Source organism: Thioalkalivibrio halophilus (assembly GCF_001995255.1).
Classification (GTDB): domain Bacteria; phylum Pseudomonadota; class Gammaproteobacteria; order Ectothiorhodospirales; family Ectothiorhodospiraceae; genus Thioalkalivibrio; species Thioalkalivibrio halophilus.
On record NZ_MUZR01000055.1, the window covers coordinates 1 to 17516 of the forward strand.

Here is a 17516-nt window from a genome sequence, read left to right on the forward strand (position 1 = left end):
ACATGTATACAAACAGCCGGTACCCGACACCCCCTGGATAGCCGCTGCGTTGTGCCCCCGCAGTTGAACCCCCGCGATCTTGGCCGACGAGCGCCCTGGCCGGATCCAGTTGAACGAGCCGATCGGGGTTTTGGTGGAGACCGTGACACCCGATTTCGACAGGTTGAACTTGGCCGCATCCGAGCCATAGCGTCCGCGCAGGATGAAGCGACCGTTCTGGAAGGCGACCTGAGTGTTTTTCGCCAGGCGCGTGGACACCCGTACGCCGTGGTTGGTGTTGCCGGTCAGGTTGATGCCGGCGGCCCGCGTCTGCGCGCGCAGCGACAGCCCGCCGGTACGACTTGCCCGCAGATAGCGCCCGGTGTGCTCGATGCGCTTCTGGCGCCCGTCGCGGTCCTTTTCGCCAACCTTCAGCAATGCCATGGGCCGAGCGTACCACCCGCGCTTGGCATGAGCCGCCCAACGTTGCACCCTCTGATCGCGCGTTACTTCCGGGCGCCTTTCGCCCTTTCGTTGGTGTCGGGTTCATCCAGGAGGTCGAATCCGGCGGCGGCCTCGTTGTCCATGCGGCGCTGCATGTTCTCCCGACGCATCTGCAGTTCCTGCTCGTTGGGCTGTTCGTCTCGTTCCGTTTCTTCTTGGGCCAAAGGTTCCCCCAGATCCTGACGCTTGTTGATGGCGCTTTGTGCTGGCGCAACGTAACCGCCGCTGCGGGCCCGAATTGGTCGTCTGTTTGTAGCGAGCTACCAAGGCGATTCCCGCGCGCGTCAGAAATCGTCGTCTGTTGGGTTGATGATTGCATTGCATCCCGACAGGAGACCGACGTGGGCGGAGTAACTCGGATCGACCGGAGGCACAACGACGATATGGCGGAGATGGAACTGCTCATTCGACTGTGGTGTCTGCGCATCCTGGATGACCTGAAGACCCATGCAAATGTGTCGTGGTCTGACCTCCCTCCATCTGTGCGGACCGCGTGTGGGCTGGAAGGCGAAGGGCCTTCGGATGCGTTGGGCACAGAGGAAGAGTCGACAATCGAGAGCCGCATTCGGGAGCTTCTGGACCACGGTGTATCCGACGATTTTCCCGAACCCATGCGGACCAACCTGGCGAGGCTGAGCAGACGAGTCGGCCTTGAGGCGGTTGAAGAACGGGTGTTGGGCGCGATTGCGCTGATCCATCTCAGTAGTGATCTGTACGAAGCGCTCGACGTGTATCTCGATCGGCGTTCGGGCCGCAGCTTTTACATTCTGGGGCGTTTGCTCGACGTTCCGACCCGGGATGTCCGGGAGGCATTGGATGAGAGGGGCCGCATCTGGGAAACCGGCTTGGTGTCCTCCGTTGGCCCCGGGCTCGGACGGGCAAACGAGTTGCAGCTCGAGCTTCGCGGCCGGATGGCCGAAGAGTTGTCGAAAGAGGTGTCGGAGGTCGAGGACCTGCTGCGTTGGTTCTACACACCCGCACCGGCGCCGGAAATCGCGGTGAGCGACATCCCCCACCTGGAAAAGGAAATGCACCGGTTGGTCCGGATCATCCGGGAGAGCCAGCAGCAGGGCGGCAAGGCGGTCAACATCCTTCTCTATGGAGGGCCTGGAACAGGCAAGACCGAGTTTGTGCGGCTCCTGGCTCAAGAGCTCGGCGCGTCATTGGTGGAAGTGGCGCATTGCGAACCGAATGGCGAACCGATTGCTCCCCTGCAGCGGCTTCGCCGCTGGTCCCTGGCTCAGAACCTCTACGGAAAGCAAGGCAACGTGTTGCTGCTGTTCGATGACATGGACGATGTTTTCTCAGCGTCCGCCGACCAGGGGCTCCCGGCCTGGTCGCGTGGGGGTGTCAGAGTCGGCAAGGCATGGATCAACTCGCGATTGGAAGCCGGTGTGGTACCCAGTATTTGGGTCGCCAATTCGACCAACCAGATGGATGCCGCATATCTGCGCCGCTTCACCTACGTCCGGGAGTTTCGATCCCCGGGCCCCACGACGCGGCGCGAAATGGTGCGGCGTTGTTTCGAAGGGGTCCCGGTATCGGCGGGATTCGAAGACTCCCTTGCACACCATCGCGCCGTCACTCCAGCGATCATGCGTCAGGTGGCGACTCTGGGCGGCATGGTGGACTCGGGTTCGGATGTGGCGATGACGGAGTCATTCCTCCGAGAGCAGATCGACCAACACCTCGGTGTGCAGGGATTTTCGGCCTTGCCTAAGGCGTCAGAGGAAACGCTCCCGTGGAAGCGCGAGGCCCTCGAGTCCAGCACTGACTTGGAGGAGTTGTTCGCGGGTCTTCAGCGCAGTGGCCGCGGGCGTCTCCTGCTTTATGGCCCACCGGGAACCGGAAAGACCGAGCTCGTCCGCGCATTGGCGCAGGAACTTGATGCCCCGTTGATCCTGAAGCGCGCATCCGACCTGCTGGCCCAGTTTCTCGGACAGACCGAGGCCAACATCGCCGAGATGTTCGAGCAGGCGAGGGAATCGAACGCAGTGTTGTTCCTCGACGAGGCCGACAGCTTTCTCACCGATCGGGACGGTGCTCGACATCGTTGGGAAGTCACCCAGACCAACGAACTCCTGACGCGCATGGAAGAGTTCCAGGGCATTTTCGTATGCGCAACGAACGCGTTCGATCGACTCGATGCGGCCGTAATGCGGCGCTTCGACGCCAAAATCGAACTGCAATATCCGAATGCCGACCGGCGCTGGAGTCTGTTTTTGAACCTCTTGGCAGGGCTTGCCCTTGGCATGCCAGACTCCGCCGAGGCGCGTTGCTTGCGACAAAGGCTCGGGCGACTGGAGAACCTGGCCCCCGGCGATTTTGCGGTGCTGTTCCGGCGTGCCTGCAACCTCGGTCATCGTTTCGAACCGGAATCGCTCGTCGAGGCGCTGGAACGCGAGAGCGCTTCGAAAGACGGTGTCGCGGGAAGGAAATCAGGTTTTCTCTGAGTTGGTACGTAGCGAATAACGCAGTTTGTACCGCCACGTCCCGCAGTGGGCCGTCAGCTATCTTCTACTGTCCCGGAAGCTAATTGTCAGGTCTCGCCTGGTCATATACCCATTTTCGAAACGAATCGGGGGCGTTCATGCTGCCAGGCCTTGAGGGTTTCCACCGGGGTCCGATGGCCCAGCGCCTTCTGGCCGATGTGATGGTTGTACAGCCGCTGGTAGTGCCGCAGCGCCTCGTCCAGGTGCTGGCCGGAGTCGAAGTGGCGGGTCCGCAGCAGATCGGCGATGCGCCCGTTGAAGCGTTCGACCATGCCGTTGGTCTGGGGCCGCTTGGGCCGGATCAGGCGATGCTCGATCCCGTGTTCGACGCACAGCCGGTCGAAGGGGTGATGCCCCGTCGGCTCCCGCTCCCCGGTCGCCGCAAAGCGGTCGGTGAACTCCTTGCCGTTGTCGGTGACGAGGTGGGTGATATGGAACGGCGCTTTCTCGAGAAGCTTCTTCAGGAAGCCGCGCGCGGCCTCGGCGCTCTTGGTGCGCCGCACCTCCAGATAGACCCAACGGCTGGCCCGGTCGATGGCCACGAACAGGTAGCCCCGCGAGGCCTGATCCGCCATCTGCGGCAGGTACTTCACGTCCACATGCACAAAGCCCGGCACGTAGTCCTTGAACGGCTTGTGCGCCGGTTCCTCGGGTTCCCCGTCGCGTTCCCGCTGCAGGGCCCGCAGGTCGCCCACGCCGTGCCGGCGCAGGCAGCGCGCCAGCGCCGCCCGGCTGAGATCCGGGTTCAGGAACTCACGCGCCACGATCAGCAGGTCATCCAGCGACAGCAGGGCCACTTCCCGGACCTGGACCACGATCGCCTCCTGCTCCGGCGTCAGGGTCGTGTGCAGCCGCTTGGGGCAATGCGACCGATCTTCCACCTCCCGGCGGTAGCGCCACTTGCGCACGGTCATGCGGGTAATGCCGTAGCGCCGGGCCAGCTCGGGGTCGCTCACGCCCGGCGGCGCCTCCTGCAGCTCTCGCCGGATCTGAGGCGTGGTGCGCGCGTTCGAATGGATCGTCCTCGCCATGCTATCCGTCCTGCGTGGAGCCGTCGCACACGATACTCAGCCACTCTCGTGCACGAAACAGGGGTGCCTTCTCGTGCGGTATAGAATCATCCGTTACCCAACAAGTAGACAGGTAGGTGTAGCTCATATAGCCTCCAAAGCGACTTTCTGGGTGAAGTTTGTCCTCGCAGGGTGGGTTTATGCCCTTCTGAATGACAATTTAGAACCCAGAATGACGACTGTCAAGGCAGAATGTCATTCAGAATGAAAAAAGGTCGCCCACGATGATCCGATGTCACCTGTCGACCCTTATGGGAAAGCGGAAAATGAAGATCATGGATGTCGCCCGCGCCACCGGGCTACATCGCAATACGGTTTCCCTCCTCTACAAGGAGGAAGCCGTTCGCATCGAGATCGACGCCATGGACAAGCTTTGCGAGCTGTTCAACTGCTCGGTGGGCGAACTCTTCGAATACACCCCGGAAGGGGATGGCGAAACACAGTGACCACGTTCCCGGCACCGAAGCGCGGAACAGGTCCTGACGGAAGGGGAGTTATCTCGGCGGTGGCCACGCACGATGGCGCGGCTGCACGAAACGGTGGGAGACCTTCAGCAAAGCCCTGGGCACCGAATGGACACGGCGTGGGCACGAGGTGGGCACGGTGCCCAAACGAGAAAGGGGTTGCCGAGGCAACCCCTTGAATTGGTGGTGGCTACGCCCTGATTCGAACAGGGGACCCCATCATTATGAGTGATGTGCTCTAACCAGCTGAGCTACGTAGCCACGCGGGATGCGAATTCTCCGGAGGCCGGCACACAAAGTCAAGCCAGCGCGACGCCTGGTGGGGTTCAGATCTGCAGGCGCTCGACCACACGGCCGTTCTTGAGGTGTTCTTCCAGGATTTCGTCGATGTCGCGTTCGTCCTGGTAGGTGTACCAGACGCCTTCCGGGTAGACGACCGCAACCGGGCCTTCGTTGCAGCGATCCAGACAGCCGGCGGTATTCACCCGCACCTGCCCCTTGCCGTGGATCCCCATCGCCTTGGCCCGATCCTTGGCATAGCCGCGCATCTCGGTCGCCCCGTGATCCTCGCAGCAGTTGCCGTCTTCCCGGCAATTGGTACAGAAGAAGATATGCCGCTGGTAGTAGCCCATGCGATGCTCCCGGATCAAATCCGCTTCATCATACTGTGTCCTGCCGGTTCAGCGAAAACGCCAGACCAGGCTGACCTCACTGATGGTGTCGGTTTCCCATCCCTCCGCATCCCGGGCCTGAGCCTGCGAGACTGGTATGCTGACAAGCATGACGGAAGACAACAGTACGGCGGCAGAACGCGGTACACGCGACAACATGGGACCCTCCGGGTCAGCAAACGGGCCCGGGACCCTGGCAAAGCCGCTGGGGAGCTCCGACCTACCCCCGAAGTACACGGGGCTTTCGGCGGTGGATCAGTGCGTGCACTGCGGTCTGTGCCTGCCCCACTGCCCCACCTACGAACTGCACCGGCAGGAAGGCGACTCCCCGCGAGGTCGCCTGACCCTGATGCAGGGCCTGGCCCGCGGCGAGCTCGATCCGCAGTCACCCCGCCTGCGCAGCCATCTGGAAGGCTGTCTCGGCTGCCGCTCCTGCGAGGCCGTGTGCCCGGCCGGAGTCCCCTTCGGTGCCCTGATGGATCGCACCCGCGAAATCCTCCTTCAGGAATCGGACGAGCCGGAGGGCGCCCCGCTGCCCATGCCGCGCATGCTGCACGACCGCCTGCTGGGATCGCCCCGGCTGCGGCGACTCGCCGGCCTCGGGGCCCGGGCCGCCGCACGCCTGCCGCGCGCCGGGCTCCCGGGACTGGACGCCACCGTGCGCCGGGCCCTGGAACATGCGCGCCCCAGCCTCGCCCCGCCTCCCCGGCTGCGCGCCGACGGCCCGCCCGACGCGGTCGACGTGCTGCTGTTCACCGGCTGCATGGACGCCTTCTTCACCGGGCCCGACCTGGAAGCGGCCCTGACCGTCCTGCATGCGCTGGGTCTGAAGGTGGGCATCCCCTCCTCCCCGACCTGCTGCGGCGCCCTGGACCGACACGCCGGACGCCCCGCGGCGGCCACGGAACTGGAGCGGCACAATCGGGAAGCCTTCGGTGCGGCCGAGGATGGCCCGCCGGTGATCGTCCTCGACAGCGGCTGCGAGGCGACCCTGCGCGAGGCCGCCGACAGCTTCCCCGGCGCCCGCGCGACCAGCCTCACGCGTTTCGTCGCCCGACACCTGGAGGAACACGGGCCGCCCCGTGACGGCTGGCGCGAGGACCCGGTGCGCGTCGCCCTGCATCGCCCCTGCACCCAGCGGAACGTCACCCGCGAGGGCGAGATCCTGCCGACGCTGCTGCGCGGCCTGCCCGGCGTGACCCTCACCGGGACCCCGTCCCTCCCCAACTGCTGTGGCGCGGGTGGCACCGCGATGCTCGCCTGGCCGGAACAGGCCGATGCCCTGGGGCAGCAAACCCTGCAGGCCCTGGGCACGGAGGCTCCTGACTGCATCGTCTCCGGCAACGTGGGCTGCCGGGTGCATCTGCGCGCGCTGCAGCCGCAATCGCCTGAAGACCCGCCGCTGCTCTCCCCGGCCCGTTTCCTTGCGGGGCGCCTCGCGGTAACCTGAGACAAAGCCCATACCCGAGCGCCCGCCATGCGCCGACTCTCCCCGCTGGATCATCTGATCACCCAGGCCGACGCCCTCGTCAAGGTCGTCTCCGGGCATGCCCGCTCCACCGGCCGCCCGTCGCCCGGTGGCGACGAACCCGGTCCGATGCTGGACGACCATGACCGTCAGGAAACCGGGCGCCTGATGCGGGTCAACCATGCCGGCGAGGTGGCCGCCCAGGGGCTCTATCAGGGGCAGATGCTCACCGCCCGTACCCCGGCGATCCGCGCGCAGCTGGATCAGGCGGCGCGCGAGGAAGGCGACCACCTGCACTGGTGCGCGCGGCGGGTCCACGAAATGGGCATGCACACCAGCCTGCTGACGCCCTTCTGGTACGTGAGTTCGCTGGGCGTGGGTGCGCTGGCCGGACTGTCCGGGGACCGCTACAGCCTGGGGTTTGTCGACGAGACCGAGCGCCAGGTGGAGCAGCACCTGGACCGGCACCTGGACCGCCTGCCGCCGTCCGACACGGTGTCGGCACGCATCCTCGAGCAGATGAAGCAGGAAGAGGTGGAACACGGGGCAAAGGCCATGGCGATGGGGGGCCGGACCCTGCCGTGGCCGGTGCGCAGCGTGCTGATGCCACTGACCTCGAAGATCATGACGCACACCGCCTACCGGATCTGAGCCCGGTTTCCCCGGGCCGGGCACCCCCGCGGCGCGTCAGCTTCCGCGGCTCATGTTCTTGCCGTAGAAGATCTCCATCATCTCGTGCTTGAGCAGCTTGGCGATGCGCTTGGCTTCCTTCGCCGAGTAGTCGTCCTTGCCCAGGCCGAACAGGTAATTGTCCAGATCGAAGTCCTTCAGCACCATCTTGGTGTGGAACAGGTACTCCTGGTACACGTTCACGTCCACCATCTGGTACTTGTCCTTGGTGTCGCGCGACAGGAAGTCCTGGATGGAGTTGATCTTGTGATCGATGAAGTGCTTCTTGCCGCGCACGTCCCGGGTGAACCCCCGCACCCGGTAGTCCATGATCACGATGTCCGACTCGAAGCTGTGGATCAGGTAGTTCAGCGCGCGCAGCGGTGAAATGCGCCCGCAGGTGGACACGTCGATATCCGCGCGGAAGGTCGCGATCCCGCCCTCCGGATGGGCCTCCGGATAGGTATGCACGGTGATGTGGCTCTTGTCGAGGTGACCGACCACGGTCTCCGGCAGCGGTCCCGGACCCTCGGTGTAACCGATCTGCTCGGTGGCCACCGGCTCCTCGGAGATCAGCATGGTCACCGACGCGCCCTGCGGGTCGTAGTCCTGGCGCGAGATGTCGAGGATGTTGGCACCGATCAGGTGCGCCACGTCCGTCAGGATCTGCGTCAGACGCTGGGCGTTGTAGGCCTCGTCGATGTAGGCGATGTACTCGTCGCGATGACGATCGCCCGACGCATAGCAGATGTCATAGATATTGAAGCTCAGGCTCTTGGTCAGGTTGTTGAAGCCGTGGAGCTTGATCTGCTTCTTGTGACGCGACATGGCGTACCCTCTTGCCCGGGCCGTAAGGAGCGGCGAATTGTAGAGACATCACGCGGCGAGTCAACGGCTTGCACCCGCCAGCGGCTCAGCGCGGAGCCGGCCCTTCCACGATCTCGAAATCATGGGTCACGCGGGCCGACGCCCCCAGCATCATCGACGCCGAACAGTATTTCTCGGCGGAGAGCTGTACCGCCCGTGCGACGTGCTTTTCCGACAGATCGTTCCCGTACACCCGGAAATGCACATGGATGTCGGTGAAGACCTTCGGCACCTCGTCGGCGCGGGTGCCGTCGATGTCCACCTGACAGTCGAGCACATCCTGCCGCGACTTCTTCAGCATCGCCACCACGTCGAAACTGGTGCAGCCGCCCAGCCCCAGCAGCAGCATCTCCATCGGACGCGCCCCCAGGTTGCGTCCGCCGGCGTCCGGCGCGCCGTCCATCACCACCGCGTGGCCGCTGTCCGTCTCGCCGACGAAAGCCACGCCGTCCAGCCATTTCACTCGTACTTGCATGTCCCGTCCTGCCCGATGTTTTTGTGAACCCGTCGAAGCAGAATCGTCACCGAACCACCCGCCGGGTGCATTACACTCTCGTGGACTACACTTTAACGTGTTCTCCCGATCGAACCGGTAATCATGAGCAAGCCTTCCCCAGCCCAAACAGCCATGCCCAACCATTCTCCGGCGATGGAACGCCTGCTGGAACACTGCCAGCGCCGCCACTATCCGCGCCGGACCACCGTGATCCAGGCGGGCACGGTACCGGACACGCTGTACTACGTACTCGGCGGCTCGGTCTCTGTCCTGGGCGAGAACAACGGCCACGAACTGGTGCTGGCCTATCTCAACCGGGGCGAATTCTTCGGCGAGCTCGGGCTGTTCGAGGATGATCCGCGCAGCGCCACGGTCGTCACCCGCGAGGACACCGACACCGCGGAGATCCCCTACACCCGCTTCCGCGAGCTGGCGATGCGCGACCCCGAGATCCTGATGCTGCTGACCCGACAGATCGCGGCCCGGCTGCGCCAGACCTCGCGCAAGGTCATGGACCTCGCCTTCGTCGATGTCACCGGCCGCATCGCGCACACCCTGCTCGACCTCGCTCAGCAGCCCGACGCGATGACCCACCCCGACGGCATGCAGCTGCGCATCACCCGCCAGGAACTGGCGCGCATCGTTGGCTGCTCGCGCGAGATGGCCGGCCGCGTGCTCAAGGAACTGGAAGAACGCGGCCTGATCAGCGCGCACGGCAAGACCATCGTGGTCTACGGCACGCGCTGATCCCGCGGCCCCGGCTCAGCCCTCGCCGCGGAACAGCCGCCCGAGGGCCGCGCCCGGATCCTCCTCGCGCATGAAGGCCTCGCCCACGAGGAACGCATTCACGCCCGCATCGCGCATCCGCTGCACGTCCTCGACGCTGTGGATACCGCTCTCGGTCACCAGCAGCACGTCCTCCGGCAGCCGGTCGAGCAGCTCCAGGGTGGTCTCCAGACGCGTCTCGAAACTGCGCAGGTCGCGGTTGTTGATGCCGATCAGGTCCGCGCCCAGGCGCACCGCGCGCTCCAGCTCCTCGGCGTCGTGCACCTCCACCAGCGGATCCATGCCCAGCTCGCGGGTGAGAAAGATCAGTTCGCCCAGGTTGGTGTCATCCAGCACCGCCGCAATCAGCAGCACCGCATCGGCCCCCAGCACCCGCGCCTCGTAGACCTGATACAGGTCGATCACGAAGTCCTTGCGCAGAATCGGCAGGTCGCAGGCCACGTGCGCCGCACGCAGGTCTCCGTCGCGGCCCTTGAAGAAGCTCACGTCCGTCAGCACCGACAGGCAGGTGGCCCCGTGCTCGGCATACGAGCGGGCAAACGCATCCGGGTTGAAGTTCGGGCTGATCTGCCCCTTGCTGGGGCTGGCCTTCTTGATCTCGGCGATCACCGCGGCGCGCCCGGCGTCGATGTCCGCCTGCAGCGCGGCGCGAAAACCGCGCGGCTCCTCCGCCGACGTCAGCCAGCCACGCAGTTCGCGCAAGGGCTGCACATCGGAGCGCTCGATCAGTTCCTCACGCTTGCGTTCGAGGATCCGCTCGAGGATATCGGGGGTATCGTCACTCATGTTTCAACTCTCCTTTTGTGCCAGCCGCGTGGAGACGGCCTGCAGCTGTTCCAGTCGTTCGCGGGCGGCGCCGCTGTCGATCACCTCGGCGGCCCGGCGTACGCCCGCCTCCAGGCTGGGCGCTCCGCCGCCCACGAAGATCGCCGCGCCGGCATTGAGCAGGACGATGTCGCGCGCGGGTCCCGGCGTACCCGCCAGCACGTCGCGCAGCATGGCCGCCGAGGCCGCCACGTCGGCGACCCGCACGGTGTCCAGGGCGGCCGTGGTCAGGCCGACATCCTCCGGCCGCAGGGTATATTCCGTAATCTCGCCGTCGCGCAGTTCCGCCACCCGGGTCGGCGCGCCGATGCTGATCTCGTCCAGCCCGTCCTCGGCGTTCACCACCATCACGTGTTCGGAACCCAGGCCCTTCAGGGCCTCCGCCAGCGGTCGCAGCCAGTCCGCGGAGAACACCCCCAGCACCTGGTTGGGCGCACCGGCCGGATTGGTCAGCGGCCCCAGCACGTTGAACAGCGTGCGCACGCCGAGCTCCCGGCGCGGCCCGATCGCATGGCGCATCGCCCCGTGATGAGCCGGGGCGAACAGGAAGCCGACCCCGACCTCCCGGATGCAGGTGGCCACCGCGTCGGGGCCCAGCTCCAGGTTTACGCCCAGGGTTTCCAGCACATCGGCGGAGCCCGAACGCGAGGACACCGACCGGTTGCCGTGCTTGGCCACCCGCACCCCGGCGGCCGCGGCCACCAGTGCCGAGGCGGTGGAGATGTTGAAGGTCCCGGAGGCATCGCCACCGGTCCCGCAGGTATCCACCAGGCCGGCGCGCGGGACGTCCACCCGCGTCGCCAGTTCCCGCATCACCCCGGCGGCGGCGCGGATCTCGTCGATGGTCTCGCCCTTCATCCGCAGGGCGACCAGCAGGCCGCCGATCTGGGCATCGGTGGCCTCGCCGCCCATCACCGCGCGCATCACGGCGGTCATCTCGTCGGCGTCCAGGTCCTGGCGTTCAACCAGCTTCGCAATGGCTTGGGGCAGGGTCACGTTCGTTCTCCGGCTGCTGGGCGGTCAGGGATCAACGGGGGCACAGTTTAGGGAAACGCGCGGCTTTACGCAGGTCGAACGGCCGCCGGGGCGCGCGGCACGTCGCGCGGACCGCCGCCCAGCCACCAGATCAGCGCCCCGACCGACCACACCACCAGAGCTCCCGCCACCAGGTGGCGCGGATCATCATCCAGATGGTCGACCAGGAACAGCGTCAGCAATGCACTGATGCCCAGCTGCACGAAAGCCTGCATGGCCGAGGCCATGCCGCGTGCCCCGGGGTAGCAGTCCAGCGCCAGCAGGGTCAGCGACGGCATGGCCGTGGCCAGGGCGAAACTGTACAGCGCGAACGGCCCGGTGATCGACACCACCGGCCCGTCCAGCCAGGCACCGCCGCCGATCAGCACCAGGGCCGTTCCGCTCAGACCCAGCCCGATGCTCACGGCCGCCTGCGGCGTCAGGCGCGCGGCCGTGCGCCCGGCCACGAACGCCCCCAGCAGCAGCCCGGCCACCAGCGGCAGGAACAGCCACCAGAAATCGCGTTCGTCCCCGCCCAGATGCTCGTAGATCAGCGTGGGCGAGGCCGCGATGAAGATGAACATCGCCCCGAACATCGCCGCGTGCACCCCCACCGGCCGCAGGAATCGCGGGTTGCGCAGGGTCCGGAGATAGCCCTGCACGATCGCCGGCGGCCGGCTGCGCACCCGCCCGACCGGCGGCAGCGTCTCCGGCAGGAACGCCCGCGCCGCCAGCAGCAGTACGCCGCCGTACAGCGCGAGGAAGGCGAACACCGAGCGCCAGCCAAAGGCGGCCTGCAGCCAGCCCCCGATGATGGGTGCGGCGGCCGGCCCGATGGAGAACACCATGGTCACCAGGGCAAAGACCCGGCGCGCATCGGTGGGGTCGAAACGGTCGCGCACCAGCGCCCGTCCGACCACCACCCCGGTGGCCGCCGCCAGGCCCTGCAGGATGCGCAGGGTCACCACCTGCCAGTAGGCGGTGGCCACCACCAGCAGCGCGGAGATCAGCAGATAGGCGAACAGCGCCCACAGCACCACCGGACGGCGCCCGAAGGCGTCCGACAGCGGACCGGTGACCAGCGTGGACAGGGCAAACGCCACCAGGTAGGCGGACAGAGTGGCCTGCATGGCCGCGGAGTCCACCGCCAGGGATTCCGCCATCGCCGGAAACGACGGCAGATAGGTATCCAGTGAGAACGGCGCCAGCATCACCAGCGGCGCCACCAGCAGCGCATAGCGCAGCCGGAGTCGGCGATCGGCGCGGTTCACGCCGGCTGTGGCAGGCGGCGCAGGAAGTTGCCCAGCAGCTCGTGGCCCTGACGGGTGAGGATGGACTCCGGGTGGAACTGCACGCCTTCCACGTCCAGTTCACGGTGACGCAGTCCCATGATCTCGTCACGCGTGCCGTCGGCGTGTTCCGTCCACGCGGTGACCTCGAGGCAGTCCGGCACCGAGCCGGCATCCACCACCAGCGAGTGATAGCGGGTAGCCTCCAGCGGGTTCTCCAGCCCCGCGAACACGCCCTGACCGGTGTGATGCACCGGCGAGGTCTTGCCGTGCATGATCTCGCGCGCGCGCACCACGGATCCGCCGAAGGCCTGCCCGATGGCCTGGTGCCCGAGGCAGACCCCGAGGATCGGGATCTCGCCGGCGAAGCGCTCGATCACCGCCAGCGATACCCCGGCCTCGTTGGGCGTGCAGGGGCCCGGCGAGATGACGATCCCAGCGGGGTCCAGCGTGGCGATGTCCTCCGGGGTGATGCGGTCGTTGCGATGCACGGCCACCTCCGCCCCCAGCTCGCCCAGATACTGCACGAGGTTGTAGGTGAAGGAGTCATAGTTGTCGAGCATCAGGATCATGTCGGGCTCCCGGATAGCCTGGACGGCGAGTTGCGGACAAGCGTAGCGCGGCGCGAGGAACGAAGCCCGGAAACCCGGGGAACAGGGGGTCCACCCGCGCCGGCGGCGAAATCAGCGGCGGTGGCGGCGCGGTCCCAGCCCGCCCAGCGCGGTTTCCGCCGCGCGCACCACGGCACGGCCCTTGTTCAGGGTTTCCTGCCACTCGTTCTCGGGCACCGAGTCGTGCACCACCCCGGCCCCCGCCTGGATGTGCAGCTCGCCTTCGTGCAGCACCGCCGTGCGGATGGCGATCGCGGTGTCCATGTTGCCGGACCAGGAGAGATACCCCACCGCACCGGAGTACGGCCCGCGCTTGACCGGCTCCAGCTCGTCGATGATCTCCAGCGCGCGGATCTTGGGCGCGCCGCTGACCGTGCCGGCGGGGAAGGTCGCCCGCAGCACGTCCATCGCCGACAGCCCGGGCGCCAGCTCACCCTCCACGTTCGAGACAATGTGCATCACGTGCGAGTAGCGCTCCACCGCCATGGTCTCGGTGACCCGGACCGAGCCCACACGGCTGACCCGGCCGGCGTCGTTGCGCCCCAGGTCGATCAGCATCAGATGTTCCGCGCGCTCCTTGGGATCGGCCAGCAGTTCGGCCTCCAGCGCGCGGTCCTCGTCCGGATCGCGCCCGCGCGGCCGGGTCCCGGCGATCGGGCGCACGGTCACGCGTTCGTCCTCCAGGCGCACCAGGATCTCCGGCGACGCGCCGACCACGTGGTGATCGCCCAGGTCCAGGTAATACATGTAGGGCGACGGGTTCAGTTCGCGCAGGGCGCGGTAGAGATCCAGCGGCGGCGCGGAAAACGGCACGCTCATGCGCTGCGCCAGCACCACCTGCATCACGTCGCCGTCGAGGATGTACTGCTGCGCCTTCTCCACCGCGGCCTGGAAGCCCTCGGCCGACCACCCGGGAACGTATTCCGGCACCGCGTGCGGATGCGGCGGATCGTCCGGCGGAACCAGCGGTTCGCCCAGACGGGTCTCGAGTTCATCCAGGCGCTCGGACGCCACCGCCTGCCCGTCCGGCCGGGACGCATCGGCGTGCACGACCAGATACGCGCGACTGGACAGGTTGTCGTAGACCACGACTTCCTCGGAGACCAGCAGCAGGATGTCCGGCAGGCCCAGTTCGTCGGGCTTGTCCGGGCCGTCCAGGCGCGGCTCGATCAGGCGGACGGTCTCGAAACCGAAGTAGCCGACCAGCCCGCCGGTGAAGCGCGGCAGGCCCGGCAGATCAGCGACACGGAAACGCGCCTGATAGGCCTCGATCCAGGCCAGCGGGTCGGCCACGGTCTCGCGTTCGACCACCTCGCCGTCGGTCTCCACCGTGATCTCGTGGCCGTGCACCCGCACCAGGGTGCGGGCCGGCAGGCCCACGAACGAATAGCGCCCCCAGCGCTCGCCGCCCTGCACCGATTCGAACAGATACGAATACGGCCGGTTGGCCAGCTTGAGGAAGATCGACAGCGGGGTCTCGAGGTCGGCCAGGACCTCGCGCACCAGCGGGATGCGGTTGTGGCCTTCGCGGGCCAGCTCGTCGAACTGTTCGGGCGTCATGGCGGACATTTCCTGGCAACGGGTCGGATGAAGGACGGCGGTTCAGAGGCCGTCGCGCCATCGTCCGGTTGCGGGGAAGCAGGCGTCCATGACCGGCCTCATGCCGCCCGTGCCGGCAGTCGCGCAGGGAGCTCGTCCAGACGGTCCAGCACCGCGTCCGGATTCTGGTCGCGGATGTCGTCCCCGTGATTGTAGCCGTAGGTCATGCAGACGATCTGGAAACCCGCCGCGCGCGCCGCCTTCACGTCGCTCTTCGAATCCCCGACCATCAGGGAATCCTCCGGCTTCACGCCCAGCTCGCGTGCGGCATGCCACAGGGGCTCCGGGTCCGGTTTTTTCTTCTCCAGGTCGTCGCCGGCGACCACGATCTCGAAGTCGTCGAGGATGCCCTTCTCCGCCAGCAACGGGCGGGTGAAGCAGCCCGCCTTGTTGGTCACACAGCCCAGGCGGTAGCCCTCGGCCTGCAGACGGTCCAGGCCCTCGCGCACGCCGGGATACAGCGGGCTGCGCCCGGCGGTGTTCTCCTGGTAGATCCGCATGAACACCGGCAGGGCCCGCTGGTACAGCTCGGGGTCGGGCTCGCCGTCGAGATCGTTGACCAGCGCACGCTGCACCAGCCGCTCGACGCCGTTGCCCACCCAGTTGCGCACCGCGGCCTCACCGCGCTCGGGCAGGCCGAGCTCGCGCATCATCGCGTCCACGCTCCAGGCCAGATCGGGCACGCTGTCGATCAGCGTGCCGTCCAGGTCGATCAGGATCATGGCGGGACGTTTCAGGCTCACGGGACCCTCAGGCGCCGGCCAGTTCGTCACGCATCTTCTTGAGGATGCTGTCGTAGCGGTTCGGATCGGAATCCTCGCCCGCGCCGAAGATCGCCGAGCCGGCGACGAAGGTGTCCGCGCCGGCCGCCTTCACCTCGCGGATGTTGTCGGCCTTCACGCCGCCGTCGATCTCCAGGCGGATGTCACGGCCGGAGGCGTCGATGCGCTGGCGCGCCTCGCGCAGCTTGTCCAGCGTGCCGGGGATGAACTTCTGCCCGCCGAAACCGGGGTTCACCGACATCAGCAGGATCATGTCGACCTTGTCCATCACGTAATCCAGATGCGACAGCGGGGTCGCCGGATTGAACACCAGCCCGGCCTTGCAGCCCTCGCTCTTGATCAGCTGCAGGGTGCGGTCGATGTGGTCGGAGGCCTCCGGATGGAAGGTGATGTAGCTGGCACCGGCCTGGGCGAAATCCGGGATGATGCGATCCACCGGCTTGACCATCAGGTGCACGTCGATCGGCGCCTGGATGCCGTGCTTGCGCAGGGCTTCGCAGACCAGCGGGCCGATGGTCAGGTTGGGGACATAATGGTTGTCCATCACGTCGAAGTGGACGATGTCGGCGCCCGAGTTGAGGACGTTCTCGACTTCCTCGCCCAGCCGGGCGAAATCGGCGGACAGGATGGACGGAGCAATCAGGTCGGGTTGTGCCATGCGGTGCCTCGTGAAAGTTGCATCGGGAAGGAAACCGGACACGGGCCGGTTCTTCTGAACCGCAAAACTTTACCCGAAGGCGCGGCCCCGGGCAAAAAAACCGGGACCGCGCCGCGGGGCCGGCGGGAACCGCCCCGGGAAGGTAACGCGTGCCTTACTCGGCGAACTCGGTGTCGATAAAGGCCGCCACGTTGGCGATGTCCTCGTCGCTCAGCGACTGCGCGTGGGGGCGCATCAGTGCGGTATTGTCTCCCACTTGTTCGCCGGCGCGGTAGCGTTCGAGCTTGTCCGTCACGTAGGCGGCGTCCCGGCCCTTCAGGGCCGGGAAGATCGCCTGACCACGTCCGTCGGCCTGGTGGCAGCTGGCACACACGGCCTGATACATGGACTGCCCGGCCTTGATGTCGGCCGCCTGCGCCGGGAAGGTAAAGGCGAGGGCCAGACCGGCCCCGGTCATCAGCGCGAATACATTCTTCATTGTTGTTGTCTCCTGCTGGATCCTTCGGGTTTTGTGCACAGGGTCTCAGCCGCTGCGTGGAAGGAACATTAGCAGGCACTTCCTGAACGGTTCATTAAGGAAACACTGATTCGGTCGGGGGCAGGTCAGCGTCCGTGGAGATAGCGCTCGTCCGACCAGGTGGCCAGCCAGCCCGGGCGCAGGACCACCAGGGCCGTGACCACGATGCCGTTGACCACCGACTCGGGCAGGATCAGCAGGGGGAGATAGCGCACGTAGTCGCGATAGACCTCGTGCCAGGCCAGTTCGGTGAACAGGCCGTACACTGCCGCGGTACCCAGCACCGCGACCACCGCCGACAGCGCCCCTCCGAGGAAGGCCACCCCGTAGAGATAGATGAACATGTGCGGCGGCAGGCGGGTTTCGGTCAGGCGCAGCAGCCCCCAGGTCACCGCCACCGGCAGAATGCCGGCCAGCAGCACGGTCAGGGGCACGGTCGACATCGGCAGCACGCCGAACAGTCCGAGCACGCCCACCACCAGAAACGCCAGCAGGATCGCCAGCTGCCAGCCGAACACCAGGGTCACCGCGGTCATGCCCATCAGGTGGAGGGCCAGACCGTCCACGGTCTGCGCGCGCAGGGTCCAGATGACCAGCAGCGCGATGAATGCTCCGACGAACAGCTGCGCACGTCCGGGAAAGAAAAAGGCCTCCCAGGGCATGCGACGCAGCATCACGACCAGCCCCGCCCCGGTCAGGAGGGCCACCAGCACCTGGAGCGCGACGGGCAGATCGGCCGCACCCTCGGCCACGGG

Annotated in this window: 19 protein-coding genes, 1 tRNA gene and 1 pseudogene; 5 read left to right on the top strand and 16 right to left on the bottom strand. The window is 66.5% G+C overall.

The genetic code is table 11. The features are described 5' to 3' along the window. Positions 1 to 423, bottom strand: a pseudogene (locus B1A74_RS11835) (hypothetical protein); the annotation flags it as partial. 62 nt (positions 424 to 485) lie between these two features. After that, positions 486 to 647 (bottom strand): hypothetical protein, encoded by a 162-nt coding sequence (locus tag B1A74_RS14365; RefSeq protein WP_019627841.1) that lies wholly within the window; start codon positions 645 to 647, stop codon positions 486 to 488. A gap of 228 nt (positions 648 to 875) precedes the next feature. Between B1A74_RS14365 and B1A74_RS11840 the strand changes: the two genes are divergently transcribed. After that, entirely contained in the window at positions 876 to 2936 is a 2061-nt protein-coding gene (locus tag B1A74_RS11840; protein WP_244269214.1) for an AAA family ATPase, read from the top strand. A 101-nt stretch (positions 2937 to 3037) separates the two neighbouring features. On the opposite strand, the gene B1A74_RS11845 is transcribed toward B1A74_RS11840, so the two are convergent. Next, positions 3038 to 4006, bottom strand: a complete 969-nt coding sequence (locus B1A74_RS11845; protein WP_083950318.1) for an IS481 family transposase — start codon at positions 4004 to 4006, stop codon at positions 3038 to 3040. Between the two features lie 263 nt (positions 4007 to 4269). On the opposite strand from B1A74_RS11845, the gene B1A74_RS11855 reads away from it, so the two are divergent. Next, the gene (locus B1A74_RS11855) at positions 4270 to 4491 is read left to right on the top strand and encodes a helix-turn-helix domain-containing protein (RefSeq protein WP_077244748.1); all 222 of its coding nucleotides are present in this window, start codon (positions 4270 to 4272) and stop codon (positions 4489 to 4491) included. Positions 4492 to 4693: 202 nt separating this feature from the next. Here B1A74_RS11855 and B1A74_RS11860 read toward each other — a convergent pair. Further along, positions 4694 to 4770 (bottom strand) — tRNA-Met (locus B1A74_RS11860). Between the two features lie 65 nt (positions 4771 to 4835). Then, complete coding sequence (locus tag B1A74_RS11865; protein ID WP_077244749.1) at positions 4836 to 5141, bottom strand: (2Fe-2S) ferredoxin domain-containing protein; 306 nt, start codon at positions 5139 to 5141, stop codon at positions 4836 to 4838. A 301-nt stretch (positions 5142 to 5442) separates the two neighbouring features. On the opposite strand from B1A74_RS11865, the gene B1A74_RS11870 reads away from it, so the two are divergent. Further along, positions 5443 to 6630, top strand: a complete 1188-nt coding sequence (locus B1A74_RS11870) for a (Fe-S)-binding protein (protein WP_077244767.1) — start codon at positions 5443 to 5445, stop codon at positions 6628 to 6630. Positions 6631 to 6657: 27 nt separating this feature from the next. Next, positions 6658 to 7299: a 2-polyprenyl-3-methyl-6-methoxy-1,4-benzoquinone monooxygenase gene (gene coq7 / locus B1A74_RS11875; RefSeq protein WP_018947528.1), complete on the top strand. Its 642-nt coding sequence runs from the start codon at positions 6658 to 6660 to the stop codon at positions 7297 to 7299. A 36-nt stretch (positions 7300 to 7335) separates the two neighbouring features. Here coq7 and speD read toward each other — a convergent pair whose 3' ends face one another. Further along, positions 7336 to 8145 carry an adenosylmethionine decarboxylase gene (speD, locus tag B1A74_RS11880; RefSeq protein WP_018869719.1) on the bottom strand — a complete coding sequence of 270 codons (810 nt, stop codon included), beginning with the start codon at positions 8143 to 8145 and terminating at the stop codon, positions 7336 to 7338. Between the two features lie 85 nt (positions 8146 to 8230). Beyond that, complete coding sequence (locus B1A74_RS11885; protein WP_018937151.1) at positions 8231 to 8659, bottom strand: OsmC family protein; 429 nt, start codon at positions 8657 to 8659, stop codon at positions 8231 to 8233. 153 nt (positions 8660 to 8812) lie between these two features. Between B1A74_RS11885 and crp the strand changes: the two genes are divergently transcribed. Further along, complete coding sequence (gene crp, locus B1A74_RS11890) at positions 8813 to 9427, top strand: cAMP-activated global transcriptional regulator CRP (protein ID WP_018947530.1); 615 nt, start codon at positions 8813 to 8815, stop codon at positions 9425 to 9427. A 15-nt stretch (positions 9428 to 9442) separates the two neighbouring features. On the opposite strand, the gene trpC is transcribed toward crp, so the two are convergent. The 9 genes from trpC to B1A74_RS11935 all read right to left on the bottom strand — a co-directional run bounded on the left by trpC (position 9443) and on the right by B1A74_RS11935 (position 17513). After that, positions 9443 to 10252, bottom strand: a complete 810-nt coding sequence (gene trpC, locus B1A74_RS11895; RefSeq protein WP_077244750.1) for an indole-3-glycerol phosphate synthase TrpC — start codon at positions 10250 to 10252, stop codon at positions 9443 to 9445. 3 nt (positions 10253 to 10255) lie between these two features. Then, complete coding sequence (gene trpD, locus B1A74_RS11900; RefSeq protein WP_019569480.1) at positions 10256 to 11287, bottom strand: anthranilate phosphoribosyltransferase; 1032 nt, start codon at positions 11285 to 11287, stop codon at positions 10256 to 10258. 65 nt (positions 11288 to 11352) lie between these two features. Next, positions 11353 to 12576 carry a multidrug effflux MFS transporter gene (locus B1A74_RS11905; RefSeq protein WP_077244751.1) on the bottom strand — a complete coding sequence of 408 codons (1224 nt, stop codon included), beginning with the start codon at positions 12574 to 12576 and terminating at the stop codon, positions 11353 to 11355. Continuing rightward, positions 12573 to 13166 (bottom strand): anthranilate synthase component II, encoded by a 594-nt coding sequence (locus B1A74_RS11910; RefSeq protein WP_077244752.1) that lies wholly within the window; start codon positions 13164 to 13166, stop codon positions 12573 to 12575. Before B1A74_RS11910 ends, B1A74_RS11905 begins: the two co-directional genes overlap by 4 nt. Positions 13167 to 13277: 111 nt before the next feature. Then, positions 13278 to 14765, bottom strand: a complete 1488-nt coding sequence (trpE, locus tag B1A74_RS11915; protein WP_018947535.1) for an anthranilate synthase component I — start codon at positions 14763 to 14765, stop codon at positions 13278 to 13280. A 98-nt stretch (positions 14766 to 14863) separates the two neighbouring features. Further along, a complete protein-coding gene (locus tag B1A74_RS11920; protein ID WP_077244753.1) occupies positions 14864 to 15547 on the bottom strand; it encodes a phosphoglycolate phosphatase in 684 nt (227 codons plus the stop codon). A 7-nt stretch (positions 15548 to 15554) separates the two neighbouring features. Further along, positions 15555 to 16244, bottom strand: a complete 690-nt coding sequence (rpe, locus tag B1A74_RS11925) for a ribulose-phosphate 3-epimerase (RefSeq protein WP_018947537.1) — start codon at positions 16242 to 16244, stop codon at positions 15555 to 15557. A gap of 154 nt (positions 16245 to 16398) precedes the next feature. Next, positions 16399 to 16722, bottom strand: coding sequence for a c-type cytochrome (locus B1A74_RS11930; protein ID WP_077244754.1), 324 nt, complete (start codon positions 16720 to 16722; stop codon positions 16399 to 16401). A 125-nt stretch (positions 16723 to 16847) separates the two neighbouring features. Then, the gene (locus B1A74_RS11935) at positions 16848 to 17513 is read right to left on the bottom strand and encodes an energy-coupling factor ABC transporter permease (protein ID WP_077244755.1); all 666 of its coding nucleotides are present in this window, start codon (positions 17511 to 17513) and stop codon (positions 16848 to 16850) included. Positions 17514 to 17516: the final 3 nt, after the last annotated feature.

Bases quoted from the DNA above. Each gene is read 5' to 3' on its own strand.
- speD (WP_018869719.1), bottom strand. From the start codon at position 8,145: ATGTCGCGTCACAAGAAGCAGATCAAGCTCCACGGCTTCAACAACCTG.
- crp (WP_018947530.1), top strand. From the start codon at position 8,813: ATGCCCAACCATTCTCCGGCGATGGAACGCCTGCTGGAACACTGCCAG.
- B1A74_RS11885 (WP_018937151.1), bottom strand. From the start codon at position 8,659: ATGCAAGTACGAGTGAAATGGCTGGACGGCGTGGCTTTCGTCGGCGAG.
- coq7 (WP_018947528.1), top strand. From the start codon at position 6,658: ATGCGCCGACTCTCCCCGCTGGATCATCTGATCACCCAGGCCGACGCC.
- B1A74_RS11910 (WP_077244752.1), bottom strand. From the start codon at position 13,166: ATGATCCTGATGCTCGACAACTATGACTCCTTCACCTACAACCTCGTG.
- trpC (WP_077244750.1), bottom strand. From the start codon at position 10,252: ATGAGTGACGATACCCCCGATATCCTCGAGCGGATCCTCGAACGCAAG.
- B1A74_RS11845 (WP_083950318.1), bottom strand. From the start codon at position 4,006: ATGGCGAGGACGATCCATTCGAACGCGCGCACCACGCCTCAGATCCGG.
- B1A74_RS11930 (WP_077244754.1), bottom strand. From the start codon at position 16,722: ATGAAGAATGTATTCGCGCTGATGACCGGGGCCGGTCTGGCCCTCGCC.
- B1A74_RS11855 (WP_077244748.1), top strand. From the start codon at position 4,270: ATGATCCGATGTCACCTGTCGACCCTTATGGGAAAGCGGAAAATGAAG.
- rpe (WP_018947537.1), bottom strand. From the start codon at position 16,244: ATGGCACAACCCGACCTGATTGCTCCGTCCATCCTGTCCGCCGATTTC.
- trpE (WP_018947535.1), bottom strand. From the start codon at position 14,765: ATGACGCCCGAACAGTTCGACGAGCTGGCCCGCGAAGGCCACAACCGC.
- B1A74_RS11865 (WP_077244749.1), bottom strand. From the start codon at position 5,141: ATGGGCTACTACCAGCGGCATATCTTCTTCTGTACCAATTGCCGGGAA.
- B1A74_RS11840 (WP_244269214.1), top strand. From the start codon at position 876: ATGGAACTGCTCATTCGACTGTGGTGTCTGCGCATCCTGGATGACCTG.